The sequence below is a fragment of the Lysinibacillus sp. GW823-FHT02G10 genome (assembly GCF_058797135.1).
The window spans coordinates 974,456-986,822 of record NZ_JBXAJI010000001.1 but is presented as its reverse complement, the minus strand read 5'-3'; the positions used below and the strand labels follow the sequence as shown (position 1 = coordinate 986,822).

General features: G+C 35.4%; 15 protein-coding genes and 1 other annotated feature. Of the genes, 2 read left to right on the top strand and 13 right to left on the bottom strand.

The annotated features are described in order from the left end of the window. Positions 1-20: 20 nt before the first annotated feature. The 3 genes from AC1RFD_RS05145 to AC1RFD_RS05135 form a co-directional block, all read right to left on the bottom strand. The gene (locus AC1RFD_RS05145; RefSeq protein ID WP_328025219.1) at positions 21-809 is read right to left on the bottom strand and encodes a class I SAM-dependent methyltransferase; all 789 of its coding nucleotides are present in this window, start codon (positions 807-809) and stop codon (positions 21-23) included. Beyond that, entirely contained in the window at positions 797-1,228 is a 432-nt protein-coding gene (locus AC1RFD_RS05140; protein ID WP_004228455.1) for a BrxA/BrxB family bacilliredoxin, read from the bottom strand. The genes AC1RFD_RS05145 and AC1RFD_RS05140 overlap by 13 nt, the downstream gene beginning before the upstream one ends. Positions 1,229-1,704: 476 nt before the next feature. Further along, positions 1,705-2,334, bottom strand: a complete 630-nt coding sequence (locus AC1RFD_RS05135; RefSeq protein WP_288580865.1) for a hypothetical protein — start codon at positions 2,332-2,334, stop codon at positions 1,705-1,707. Between the two features lie 470 nt (positions 2,335-2,804). Here AC1RFD_RS05135 and AC1RFD_RS05130 point away from each other — a divergent pair, with 470 nt between their 5' ends. Then, positions 2,805-3,062, top strand: coding sequence for a hypothetical protein (locus AC1RFD_RS05130; protein WP_241489978.1), 258 nt, complete (start codon positions 2,805-2,807; stop codon positions 3,060-3,062). Positions 3,063-3,235: 173 nt separating this feature from the next. Here the strand turns inward: AC1RFD_RS05130 and AC1RFD_RS05125 are convergent, their stop codons facing one another. The 5 genes from AC1RFD_RS05125 to AC1RFD_RS05105 all read right to left on the bottom strand — a co-directional run bounded on the left by AC1RFD_RS05125 (position 3,236) and on the right by AC1RFD_RS05105 (position 5,761). Next, on the bottom strand, positions 3,236-3,436 hold the full coding sequence (locus AC1RFD_RS05125; protein WP_004228479.1) for a hypothetical protein: 201 nt from the start codon (positions 3,434-3,436) through the stop codon (positions 3,236-3,238). 408 nt (positions 3,437-3,844) lie between these two features. Beyond that, positions 3,845-4,078, bottom strand: coding sequence for a DUF3953 domain-containing protein (locus AC1RFD_RS05120; RefSeq protein WP_048393774.1), 234 nt, complete (start codon positions 4,076-4,078; stop codon positions 3,845-3,847). Positions 4,079-4,171: 93 nt separating this feature from the next. Further along, entirely contained in the window at positions 4,172-4,636 is a 465-nt protein-coding gene (locus AC1RFD_RS05115) for a hypothetical protein (RefSeq protein WP_288580857.1), read from the bottom strand. A gap of 258 nt (positions 4,637-4,894) precedes the next feature. Beyond that, positions 4,895-5,455, bottom strand: a complete 561-nt coding sequence (locus tag AC1RFD_RS05110) for a DUF4256 domain-containing protein (RefSeq protein ID WP_054549374.1) — start codon at positions 5,453-5,455, stop codon at positions 4,895-4,897. A gap of 18 nt (positions 5,456-5,473) precedes the next feature. Beyond that, positions 5,474-5,761 (bottom strand): RNA polymerase alpha subunit C-terminal domain-containing protein, encoded by a 288-nt coding sequence (locus AC1RFD_RS05105; RefSeq protein ID WP_054549422.1) that lies wholly within the window; start codon positions 5,759-5,761, stop codon positions 5,474-5,476. A gap of 420 nt (positions 5,762-6,181) precedes the next feature. Here AC1RFD_RS05105 and AC1RFD_RS05100 point away from each other — a divergent pair, with 420 nt between their 5' ends. Continuing rightward, the gene (locus tag AC1RFD_RS05100) at positions 6,182-6,469 is read left to right on the top strand and encodes a hypothetical protein (RefSeq protein WP_328025227.1); all 288 of its coding nucleotides are present in this window, start codon (positions 6,182-6,184) and stop codon (positions 6,467-6,469) included. A gap of 193 nt (positions 6,470-6,662) precedes the next feature. On the opposite strand, the gene AC1RFD_RS05095 is transcribed toward AC1RFD_RS05100, so the two are convergent. The 5 genes from AC1RFD_RS05095 to AC1RFD_RS05075 form a co-directional block, all read right to left on the bottom strand. After that, the gene (locus AC1RFD_RS05095) at positions 6,663-7,505 is read right to left on the bottom strand and encodes a DUF5700 domain-containing putative Zn-dependent protease (RefSeq protein WP_328025229.1); all 843 of its coding nucleotides are present in this window, start codon (positions 7,503-7,505) and stop codon (positions 6,663-6,665) included. Between the two features lie 516 nt (positions 7,506-8,021). Then, positions 8,022-8,492, bottom strand: coding sequence for a peptide-methionine (S)-S-oxide reductase (locus AC1RFD_RS05090; RefSeq protein ID WP_103117995.1), 471 nt, complete (start codon positions 8,490-8,492; stop codon positions 8,022-8,024). 189 nt (positions 8,493-8,681) lie between these two features. Then, positions 8,682-10,043 carry an amino acid permease gene (locus tag AC1RFD_RS05085; RefSeq protein WP_281216532.1) on the bottom strand — a complete coding sequence of 454 codons (1,362 nt, stop codon included), beginning with the start codon at positions 10,041-10,043 and terminating at the stop codon, positions 8,682-8,684. Between the two features lie 78 nt (positions 10,044-10,121). Then, positions 10,122-10,373, bottom strand: a binding site (T-box leader). A gap of 156 nt (positions 10,374-10,529) precedes the next feature. Beyond that, positions 10,530-11,027 carry a P-loop nucleotide/nucleoside kinase family protein gene (locus tag AC1RFD_RS05080; protein ID WP_066037845.1) on the bottom strand — a complete coding sequence of 166 codons (498 nt, stop codon included), beginning with the start codon at positions 11,025-11,027 and terminating at the stop codon, positions 10,530-10,532. A 190-nt stretch (positions 11,028-11,217) separates the two neighbouring features. Then, positions 11,218-12,123, bottom strand: a complete 906-nt coding sequence (locus tag AC1RFD_RS05075; protein WP_281216533.1) for an NAD(P)/FAD-dependent oxidoreductase — start codon at positions 12,121-12,123, stop codon at positions 11,218-11,220. Between the last annotated feature and the right edge of the window lie 244 nt (positions 12,124-12,367).

The following is a 12,367-nucleotide window of genomic DNA, read 5'->3' as shown; positions in this document are numbered from 1 at the left end:
CTTGTCTCAAGAACAAGCCTCTATACCTCTAACACACCATAATGAAATTTTGCAGTTATCCGTTCATGCTGCTGAAAGTCATAGGTCGCAAACCACTCTGAGCGAAAATGTGCCTTTAACACCACACGCTTTTTCGCTACACGCTTGGCTTCATAAACCCATTCATCGGTTAATGTGACATGCTCCCCTGCTAGCCGTAATGCCTGAAAATTATTGGCCTCTTCTATAACCTTCTCAAACATTGGGTCCATATAAACCACATCAAATGCGTTGTCTGGTAGGGTTTTTAAATAGCGAACAGCCTCAGACTGTATTACCTCGATGTGTCGCATACAGGCAGTTAACGGTAGCTCGGATGTATCATAGGCTTGCATCCCCTGTCTAACAATAAACGCTACATTTGGATTTGCTTCCAGTCCCACAACACGACCTGCTTCACCCACTGTATAAGCCGCTAACATGGCATCTGCCGCTAAACCTAACGTACAATCCAACACCGAATCCCCCAGTTGAAGCTGTGCCGCTTTCAAAAAAGGCTCTGCCTCACCACGGGCCACACGCTTTAATCGAAACGCCGCAGAATTGGGGTGAAAGAAAAACGGCTCCTGCGCCCCATAGGCATAATACTCGAAGCGATTCTTCCCAGCGACCATCACATGTGCCTGCAACTCCTGCGAAATTTTGCGAACAGAGCGCTTGTTTCGTGGCTCAAACGCAGCACCTAATTCTTGACACGCAAAAGCAGCGAGCGCCATCGATACATCGTCTGGTCTGCCCGCTGTCGTCACAATCGTTTTTAGTTCTCGCATGTTTGCTCTAACACGCCAGTTAAATGAGAGACAATCTGCTCCACAGGGAATCCCTCAATTTGTTCACGTGGGATAAAGTAAGCCAACTCCCCATCCTTTAAAATCGCCATAGATGGTGAGCTAGGTGGCACATCCTCAAAATAACCACGCATCGCCGCAGTCGCCTCTGGATCCTGCCCCGCAAACACCGTCACAAGATGATCTGGCTTCACCGCTGCAATTGCCTCACGCGCCGCTGGACGAGCAAGCCCTGCCGCACAACCACAAACCGAGTTAATCACCACTAACGATGTTCCCTTCGTCTCCGCCATAAATTCATTCACCGCATCCGCAGTCGTTAGCTCCGTAAAACCAGCCTCCACAAGCTCCTCACGCATCGGCTTCACAACCTGCTTCATATATTCATCATAAGCGTTCATGCTTTTACCCTCTTTCATATGTATTCGCAAAGCTTATTATAGCAAGGTTTTGTGTGAATGTACAAAGACATGCTTTTCGCCTGATTTCGTGGATTTTCGGGGGGTGTGACTTTTTTATGATTGCACAATTTGAACAATCAAAGCTTTCATTATGTTTCATCGCTTCTAGTATGTATTCATATAAAGTAATATTTAATTACTAAATATACCAATAATACAAAAGGAAAAAGCCCAGGCTCAAAATTATTGAATACCTGGGTTTATCACAAAATTATTTACTTTTGGACTTTCTTATATTCCTTACATAATCCATTATTAGAAATACAACCATAGTGATAATACCGTACATTATCGTCTCTTTACTATCAAAATAGTAGTCCTCTTTATTATAAATAAACTTAGAAATGTTTATAATTATCGCACCGACTATAAAATAAATTAGAAAGTTCCTGATTAATTTCATGTTTTATTTTTCCTTATTCACAATTAGAACTTCCTGGGAATAGTTTGTTCATCTTAGTAGAACAGCTTACTGAGATAACACTAAGATTTATTACTAAACCTGGAAGTGTTGCACCTGCAACTTTTTTAGGAAACTCTTTTAAAATTAATTTTGCAGCTTGTTTGAAATTAGATGCTCTAATTGCATCAACAATAATCGTTAATGATGTAGCAATACCAAAATAACTCGATAAACCTTCTTTAATACATTCATTTTCTGCTGCTCTAAATTCCATTGTTTCTCTTTTACCATGCCATTCACAAGCTACTGCAAATAGTGTAATTTGTGGTTCAGATATTATATTAACGTCTTCAGAAGAAATTAGTAGGTTTTCTACTTCTAATCCCTCAATGATCGCCTCTTTCATAGAATTACCTTTTAATTCTGTCTCTATTATTTCTCTATCATAACCTACAATAACTTCTTTATTATTTTTTAAAACTGCTTTGTCAAAAATCAATTCAAGTGCTTCTGCTAAATCATTTTCTAATTTTTGTTCTTGATTCATACTTTCAACAGTACTAATTGCATACGAACTAGAGACCCCTGAAAAAAGTAACGTCATTGTGATCATTAAAATAGTCATTAATTTATATTTTCTCATGAAATAAACTCCTATTGTAATCTATTTAGTAATAGTTATTGAATTACTATAGTAAATATCCCTCGAGGTAATTTTATCCTAACATTCTTAACTTTTCTAAATCAATACTCAATCAACGCCATTTTTTTGGCGTTTATTATGTATATTTTGGCGTAATTTATAAATAAAAAACAAATCACGCCACTTATTTTCTCAAGGCTTAAAGGTGCCATCATCTGATCTGATTATTACCTTTACTCTAAATCTAACAATCACTGTTCTTCCCCACAACCTAGTTAATAAAGCCTGAAAATCAATTACTAAAAAAAGTAAATATACTAAATCTTTTCAAGTTCAGTACGATAACAACTATGGAACTAAAAATGTGAATGGGAAGGTGACAATTTATCATGATGACGACAAAATTTTCTAATATGCAATATTTAATGTCACGTAGATCCTCGTCTAAGTATTATGGGTTGACGCGACAAATGAACAAGGAAGTTAAAGCTACATCAAAAGAGGATCAAGAAAAAATAAATAATGTAAATAAAATTCTTGAAGAAAGTAAAACTTCTAAACTATCTAGCAAACAAATTGATACGTTAAAAAGCGCTGTAAAGCAAGGGTTATTAGGATCTAGTTCTAATCATTTAAGCCCATTAGGTATGTATAACTATAAAAAATCAATCACAAGTTCGAATTCAAACTTACATTCAACTTTGAGAGCTTATCGAAACTCTATCTAGTTTTTAAACACCCTTTAAACCTATTAAAGGGTGTTTTGTCTTGTAAGACAGGTTTCATATCATGGTATTCAATTAACCAAAGTCGAACATCATGTATGCTTTTAAATCCTTATCCCTTTTAAACGTCCACTATATAAAAAGGATCACTTTCTTATCAGTGACCCTTTCAACGATTATTTAAAATTCTGTGGTTTTACCACTTTAAATGAAGCGACTTCCCCGCAGTTTTTACAAAAAGTCATTTGGAGTGGTGACCCTACCGCCATGATTGCGCCAATAGGTCTTATATTGCCCTGGCTTGTAGTACCTCCCACCTGTCCAGTTGTAAATTTATCTCGACCACAAGCCTTGCACACTAATTTTTCATTCTCCATCTTACCACCTCATTATGTAATTTATGTAAATTATAGCATAAAAACCTTTAGTATGAGCGACGAGCGGTCTGCCCCATCAAATGATTAGCATTAAGTCATATTCTTATTATTCATTTTGTTAATTCTTGTAGAGTGTAAATGAAACGGTTAAAACGGAGGAAAAAACGTTTGAATTTCCTGATGAAATTCAAAAAGTAATTGTGATGGGACAAGTGGCAAATCGTGAGATAAAGAGACGGACTATTGAACATGCTGATGATATCGACAGAATAAAGAAACGCCATGCAAATTTTAACTGAATCCCATACAAATATAGGGCTATTATATAAGTTGAAAGTGATTGATGAAAATGGCTGGAAGGACTTGATTGATGTATGGTATTACGAAAATTAACAGTGGTTGCTTCCTTTAAATCAAGACAAAGCTCTGAACGGACACATAGATTGAAAATATAGATACCCCCATTAGGAACCAACCATAAACTGTTCGCTGTTTTTGAAATTCTTGAATACCTAAAGTGAACATGAAAAAGCCTAAGAACAATATCATGAGGTAATTCAATTGGAAATCTCGTGTGATTAGTCCGTAAGCTGCGAGAGATATGCCTGTGATGGAAAAAATAATTTTTAAACAATTTAACATAACTTTCCACCTCCTGCTTAGTTCATCAAAAAACCAGCTCTTACTTAATGTAAAGCCACATTCACTGAAAATGTGGCTTTGTATCCCTATGTATTAAACAGTTTTTTCTAAGCTTATACTTTTTACCTTATAATTATAGAATCTATAGGTTTCACGAGATAAATAGTATAAGGACATTATACAATTTTTAGTAATTATTAAACCTAACACTAATATTACTCCAAAAATTGCACCCATTGTAGCGGATCCATCGTTTCGTCTCGAAAATATGGATTCTAATACGGCAGTAAATGCAACAATACTTATACCTGCAGATGCAGCACCGAGCAATGGTTTTACAGAATTATATCTAGTCATAAATAGTATCGTTACAATTAAAAATATTACAGCAAAGAATTCAACGATAGAATTATTACCAAATTTTGTAGCAATATCTACTAGAAAAATAGATAATAGTGCAATAATAATTAATGACCAACCATAAATTACTGAAGCTTTTAATTTTTCTTCCTCGGTTTCAGCTTTAAAGATATAGTTTAATACTAATTTAAAGACCATCTAACAACCTCCTAAAGTAACTTCTGAAAATATTTCCTAATAAATTAAATTATACCTATATTTAGAAATATTTCTACATAAATATATACATTAATATAAAATATTTACATGACTAAAGTTATAAAATAGCCTGTTCCATAATAGAATAGACTTGAAAAACGCTACTCAATTTGAGTAGCGCCTAAAAAATCAATTATGAAGTATAGTTTTAAATTTAATTAAACGATACTAAACTCTAAAATAAGATAAAATTTAAAATTAAACTCTTAACGATCCACGGAAGCCTCTTGCCGCGTAGTAGGATTCTGCCCCATTGTGGTACATAAAGACCATGTCATAGCGACGATCGCAGAAAATAGCTCCGCCTAGTTTGCGAATGTTGTCAGGTGTTTGTACCCAGCTTGATGTTTTTAAATCGAACTTGCCAAGCTCCTGTAGTTGGCGATATTGCTCCTCTGTTAACAGCTCAATGCCTATATCCTTGGCAACATCCATAGCCGTATTTTCAGGCTTGTGATTTTTTCTAGATTCCCATGCTTCACGGTCATAACATAAACTTCTGCGACCTTTAGGACTTTCCGCAGAACAATCATAAAAAATGAACTCGTCCGTGTTTGCATCATAGCCTACTACATCTGGTTCACCGCCTGTTGCCTCCATTTCGTGGAGCGACCATAGTTTCTCCCTATTAGCCTCTAGCCTAGCTTGGACATTTGCCCAATCAAGCCCTTCATGGCGAGATGTATTTTTCTCGAAGCGAACTTGCAAAGTATTGATTAGTTCCTCGGTTTGCTCTTGTGACAATTCTTTCGTTGACATTGTTGTCTTCCCCCTCACTTATTTAAATGACAAGCCTTCTTCTTTCAATGATGATCTCATAATCGGTAAGGAGGCTGGTCCAACACCATGTAATTTTAAGATATCCTTTTCCGTATACATAGATAGTTTTTCCAACGTATCAATACCTGCGTGTACTAATGCATTTCTTGCAGGTGAACTCAATTTGGAAAGGAAGCCACTGCTAGGTTTATTTTCCTGATCACAGGTAGGGCAGCTTGGACAATCTGTGCTTTTGTAAAATGGATGTCCTTTTTCACAAACTTTTAACCTTTTTTCTGCCAATATCATCCCTCCAAAGCCTTTACTTTTGTCCATTTTACCATATTTCATCAAAGGGATTGAAAATGGAAACTTTAATTTTTCTGCAATTCACGATCTAATGAAGTTGCTGCTACATTTACGATATAGCAACTTTCTATAGTTAACTTTAGCCAAATTCAATTACTCATCAAAAAACCTGTTAAAACAACCTAACCTCAACATTGGACCAGATAAACCTCTTGAACAAAATGAACGGTAAGTTTTTTATTGGAAATCTATACTGCAAGGGAGTAGCATCCTTGGATTTTAAATCATTGGTAAAAGAATATCTTGATATGATACAAGAAAGAGCTGAACGAGAAGTATTCTCCTAATACGATAAGAACATACTACTACAACTTATGGTATTTCATTGTGTATTTGAAGAAAAAGGGGTTGGATATTTTGGATTTAGACGGTAAACCTGATGTTCTTACTAACTTCAAATTGTGGCTCAAGAACCCATATAGATTTCATGGAAATGAGGAGAGGTTAGATTACGAATATGTTGAAGATGACCTTAAAGTTTCTACTGTCAATGCCATCATAGATAGGGTAAGTTCTTTATTTCTTTGGCTTAAAGCTAGTGGAAGGATTAAAGAGAATCCGGTTGTGTATCGTAATGTCATGTTTACAAATGCGATGAGAGATAAAGATATATTATTTCCTACTCAGAGAAGCAAGTTGAAATAAGTTCGAGCAACACCTCTCGTAAATACTTGTTTTAAGATAAATAAGAAGAATCCATTTTGAAAGAGATTGTTCAAAATGGACTCTTCTTTAGCAGTTTTAAGTTTGTTTTTTATAAAAAGCTTGTTCATTTTCATCCTCTGTTACTCGACAATCGGGCCCGAATGTCAAATAACTTAACTCTAATTAAATCATTTTAAGTAAGTTCTAAAAGCACATTCTCTATTTCTTTATTGAAGGTAGATTCTTTCCAAAGTGTAACAGCCTCTTTCTCTTGATACTTTTCAATTAAGATTTGAATCACATTGTATCCAATAAAATACCCTAAACGTGTGAAACCAAAGTTGGAACCTCCATTAATTGAAAACCATTCATGGATAATTTCAGGTTGTGTACGTTTGTTCATATCTCCCAAAAAACTAGTGATAATATCTTTTTTGTTATCTTCTGCAAATCTTAACCATTCTTCTCCAGTATCATCGTATAAAAAATAGACCGATTTATCAGCATCAGCAACTTGTTCTGAAAAATACGTTGCACAACCTTCCTGAAACAGCGCTGTAAAGGGATGAAACCACTGAACTTTAGACCAATCCATACCCTCCTGATCTGATAAAATATTATGAAGCGTATGACCAAATTCATGAGCAATAATTACTTTTAAATGCTTATCATTAGAAGAGAGCTTTTCTAAACAAAAAGTCACTTCAGGAATAATTTGACGATGTGTAAATGCATTTGACCCATATGCTCCAACAATAATATGTACATCTTTAGTGAACTCGACATTATATTTTTGTCTGTAAGTTAACACAACTTGTTGAATTAGACTTTCGATTTTTCCACTCGATTCCTTTATCTCACTCATTTTGGAAGGATATTTTTGAATTGCGTTTTTAATCTTCTCATCTGCATTTTTACAATGATACACAAAATATTCCTTGAAGTGTTGGGAGAACTTTTCATGGTAGTGTTTTAAGAACCGCTCCGAAGGCTTGTAGTTTAATAAAAAATATGGAACTGTATTATAAATGTTCATAATTACCGTCCTCCATTATATAACAATCCTCTTCATTAATTTGAACTATACTTTTAAATTTCTCCAAATAATTTTTAGTTCCTGCTTATTTCATACAGTTTTTTCATCAAAAATTTATTATAACTAATCGAACTTAATTATTATCAATCTTTATTAAAAGGCCACAAAAAAAAGCCTGTATCCATAATTACTTGGTAATTGAAGATACAGGCTTTATCTTTAAAAAATAATAGTGATGTATTGATTTGATAATACATTGTTCAATACTATATACCAATACACTATCTTCCTTATTCTAACTACCATTTTTAGGTATAATGTTTACAAATAGCTGTCTCTCTTATTTTACTTGAATAATTCCGTTTGGAACAAGCCTATATAGAACGGGTTTAGCTACACCGCACTAGCCCTTCTTACGCACTTATCATTTCCTTCCAATTTTCTGCGTTTTAGCAAATACATAACCTGATAATCCAAATGACGCACTAATAACATAGAAAGGTCTCGTGAATTCCGTTATTTATATTTATTTAAAATTTCTGCGGGAATATGACAATAATCATTTGGACATCTGGTTAATCTATCTTGATGTTCCTCTGCACTTCTGACATAGTTTGTAAGGGGCAATATTTCAACCATTATAAGCTCGTAATCATTTTGCTCTCTAAGAAATGCCTTCGCCTCTTTTAAATGCTCAGGATTTTCACTATATACGCCCGTTCTATATTTCTCGCCAACATCCTGTCCTTGTTTATTCAAACTGTAAGGATCAATGATTTCGAATAAATAGCCCATTAAATCCCGAATGGTTACAACTGTTGGATCAAACCCTGTTTTTACACATTCAGCGTATCCATCATAATCGCCCTCAAGCGTACGACTTGTTCCATTCGCTCTTCCTGCTTCTGTAAACGTAACTCCTGGTAGCGTTTTTATAAAAGCTTGTACGCCCCATAAACATCCACCAGCCAAATATACTACTTCCATCATGCCCCTCCTTTTTTGTCTAAATACAGATCAATTTTATTATGAACCTATTCATAAAGGAAGGCACTCATCACATTCTTTACTAATGGCTAAAAATTATTAAACCTTAGATAAACGTAACGAATCGAGTATACCAAAATGATTTTTTAACAATTTGCGCAGTAGAAGTATCAGTATAAAAAGATGTAACTACTTTTTAACATGTATTACTTTGTAGCCAATAAATAAGATGAAAAACCAAACTGGTGCCACATATAGGGCAACACGCATATCTGGAATAAACGCCATTAACACAATCACCATTAATAAAAATACAATAGCAATATACGCAGAAAGTGGGTAAAGCGGAATTTTGAATTTCAATTTGGCTACTTCCTCTTTCGTTTTTGACTTCCTAAATTTCAACTGTGCTAATAAAATAATCATCCAGCTTGTAATGACTGCAACCGTCGCAACAGCAGAAATATAGATGAACACTTTTTCAGGTACTACATAGTTTAAGACAACCGCGATTAATAACACAGCTGACGAAAATAATATCCCTCGACTCGGACTACCGTTTTTGCTTACTGTTTTAAAATATTCTGGACCATTTTTTTGAACCGATAAGTTGTGTAGCATACGTCCTGAACCATATAAGCCACTATTAAAGGCAGACATTGCAGCTGTAATGACGACAAAGTTAATAATGTGAGCCGCAGCAGGGATACCAACGTAATCGAAAATTTGAACGAACGGGCTACCTTCTGAGCCAACTTCGTTCCAAGGATAAATAACCATCATAACGCCTAGCGCCCCAATGTAGAAAATTAAAATACGCCAAACGATGTTGTTAATCGCTGATGGAATGGACTTGCTAGGATTTTTTGCTTCTCCTGCAGAAATACCCACTAATTCAACCCCACCGAATGAGAACATAACTAATACGAGTGACATTAAAATACCATGGAAACCATTTGGCATGAAGCCACCATGTGCCCATAAATTATCAAAGCCAATTGCTTCACCGTGATTGCCGACACCGAAGAAAATAATGGCTAATCCTAGAACGATCATCCCGATAATTGCCACAACTTTAATCATCGCAAACCAGAATTCGAATTCTCCATATGCTTTTACATTTGCTAAGTTTACAAGCGTCATCATCACAAGTACGACAAGGGCAGTTACCCATTGTGGAATATCTGGAAACCAGTAGTTAATATATACACCGACAACTGTTAGTTCTGCCATGCCCACGACAATCCACATGAACCAATATGTCCATCCAGATAAGAAGCCAGCAAAGCGCCCTAAATATTTATTCGCGTACATACTGAATGAGCCTGATACAGGTTCTGCTACTGCCATTTCGCCTAATGCACGCATAATGGTGAAAATAACTAACCCGCCAATTAAATAAGCTAGTAAAATAGATGGTCCCGCCATTTGAATGGTTGAACTAGAGCCATAAAATAAACCGACTCCAATGGACCCCCCTAGTGCAATTAATTGCATGTGACGAGTACTTAATTCCCGCTTTAGTTGTGAATCTTGATGATTATCTTTCATAATGCTTACTCCTCATACGTTTAGATTTTCAAATACTTGCTCAAAAAAGGAATAAAAAAAACGCCCTTTTGGATTAACCAAAAGGACGATTCAACTCGTGTTACCACCTTTAATTTATAAGCAATTCACATTACTTACCTTAAGAAGTACGGTCATTTGACGATACTCTCGCACATGATTACGGGTGCTTACCGGCGTAGCCTACTTAGAATAATCCTTTCGGTACACAGCTCCAAGATGAATTCTCAATCGTTTTACATGCACCTCTCATCGACCGGTAACTTTCTGTTCGTAAAAATAATTGATACTACTTCTTTTCATAGCCTTTGTTCTATACAAATATTTTTGAATTGTTTTTCATTTTACAGAAAAAAAATAGTTTGTCAATATAATTTTCAAAAATTCTTCATAAACCGCATAAATTACATATGACAATTCTATAGGCGGTTTAGTCAAGCTAATTTTTCCTGGTGCTATAACTCTGTGTTATTCTTTCCCACTAAACTCCCATATATTTAAACCCTCGGAAGCTTCTGGTGCTTCAAAAAATTTAGTAACTTCAATAAACGTCGCTTCCGTGTCAAAAGCTGCTCTTTCGGGTTGTTCGTTACGCCTTTGCGCAATTTGACGCAAGCATTGCTGGTTATTTAAATTAAGGTAGATTAGTTGATGGTTTGCATTAACGTCTGACGCTATATCCAAAAACCACTTTCGCTGTTTTTGAGTGTTACCTGGAAAATCCATTACTACATGCGTACCAACACTTAAAATGTTTTGGACATGCTTTTTCAACATCGGCTTGAGCTGTGCTGATAATTTTAGATAGTCCTCAAATGATGTGATCTGATTGGGATAAAGAGAGGAAAGCCATTCATCCTCAGATAAAAGTACCGCATTTTTTTCTTTAGCCAATTGTTTTGATTTTGTTGATTTTCCCGCTCCCATTTTTCCACAGAAAAAGTATAGAGTCCCCACTTGTTTCATGTTTTTCTTCCCCCGAGCTTTTTTTATTGGTTTTAGTTGTTACCCTATCCTTGTAAAACGAACAACAAAAACGGATTCTACAAGCAAAATCCGTTCTTCGTCATTTCTTATAGTAACTCTAACACAATATTTGAGAATACATTAGCTGATATGTTATTGCTAAGATCCTATTCCAAGTGTTTTGGCGTCATCAAAAGCGTTCCATCGTTAAATCAGTATTTACTGAAACAGCAGCTTTATTACCTTTGGCAGCTGAAATCATTAAAGTGGAAGGTTTAGATCTTTCGGTTTCCCCTGCAATATATACATTTTTTTGAGTTGTTCTACCAACACCATCTGTTATGACTTTTCCATCTTCGTCAATATCACAGCCAAGCTTCTCAGCAAACTGATTGGGGCGATAATAAGAGGGGGCCACAAATCCACCCGACCTTATAATGGTGGCTCCGGATTCAAACTCTATTTTTTGCAAGTACCCATCATTACCTATGAAGTCTTTTACCTTTTCTGATATTATTTTGATATTGTGTTTTTGTAACTCCATTTCACCTTCTTTAGATAAGTGAGCTCCATTCGTTAAGACAACCAAATCCTGTGACCAATTATAAATCAACTTAGTCAAATGGAGTACATGCTCTTCTTTTTCTGCCATCACCACTAATGGCTTATCCTTTTGCTCCCAGCCATCACAATACGGACAACTAAATAGACTTTTTCCATAAAACTTTCTTATACTTGGTATAGTAAATATTTCTTGAACACCGGTGGCGAGTATTATTTTTTCTGAAACTAATTCCTGACTCGTAGATGTTTTGACAGTAAATCGCTCATTACCTATATCCTTTATAATTTCAGTAACTGTCGCATTAAGATAAGAGACGGACGGGTAATTCACCAACTCTTTTAAAGCTATTTCTTTAAATGCTTGTGGTTTTATTCCATCACGCGTAATAAATCCATGTGACGCCTGTGTCACTCTATTCCTATTTGTCCCATCATCCATTAATGCAATATTTCTCCTAGCTCTTCCTAAAGTTAAGCCAGCACTTAACCCAGAAGGACCTCCGCCTATAATGATACAATCAAGAACAGTCATTTTTACCTCCACAATGATTTGCTTTCTTTTGAATTGTAATTTGCATTCGAGAACTACATTATTTCCTACATCATGGATTTCCATTCTTTACACACTAATAACGCGCAGTTTTTGTTTATTTCGTATTAAAAAAGACGCATTCCTTTTTAAAGAAATGCGCACAATTGTGGAGGATTTTTTTAAGATAAATTTGATAATAGTTGTTCAATAGCTTCTGAGTCTTTCGGGTATGTATGAATAAATT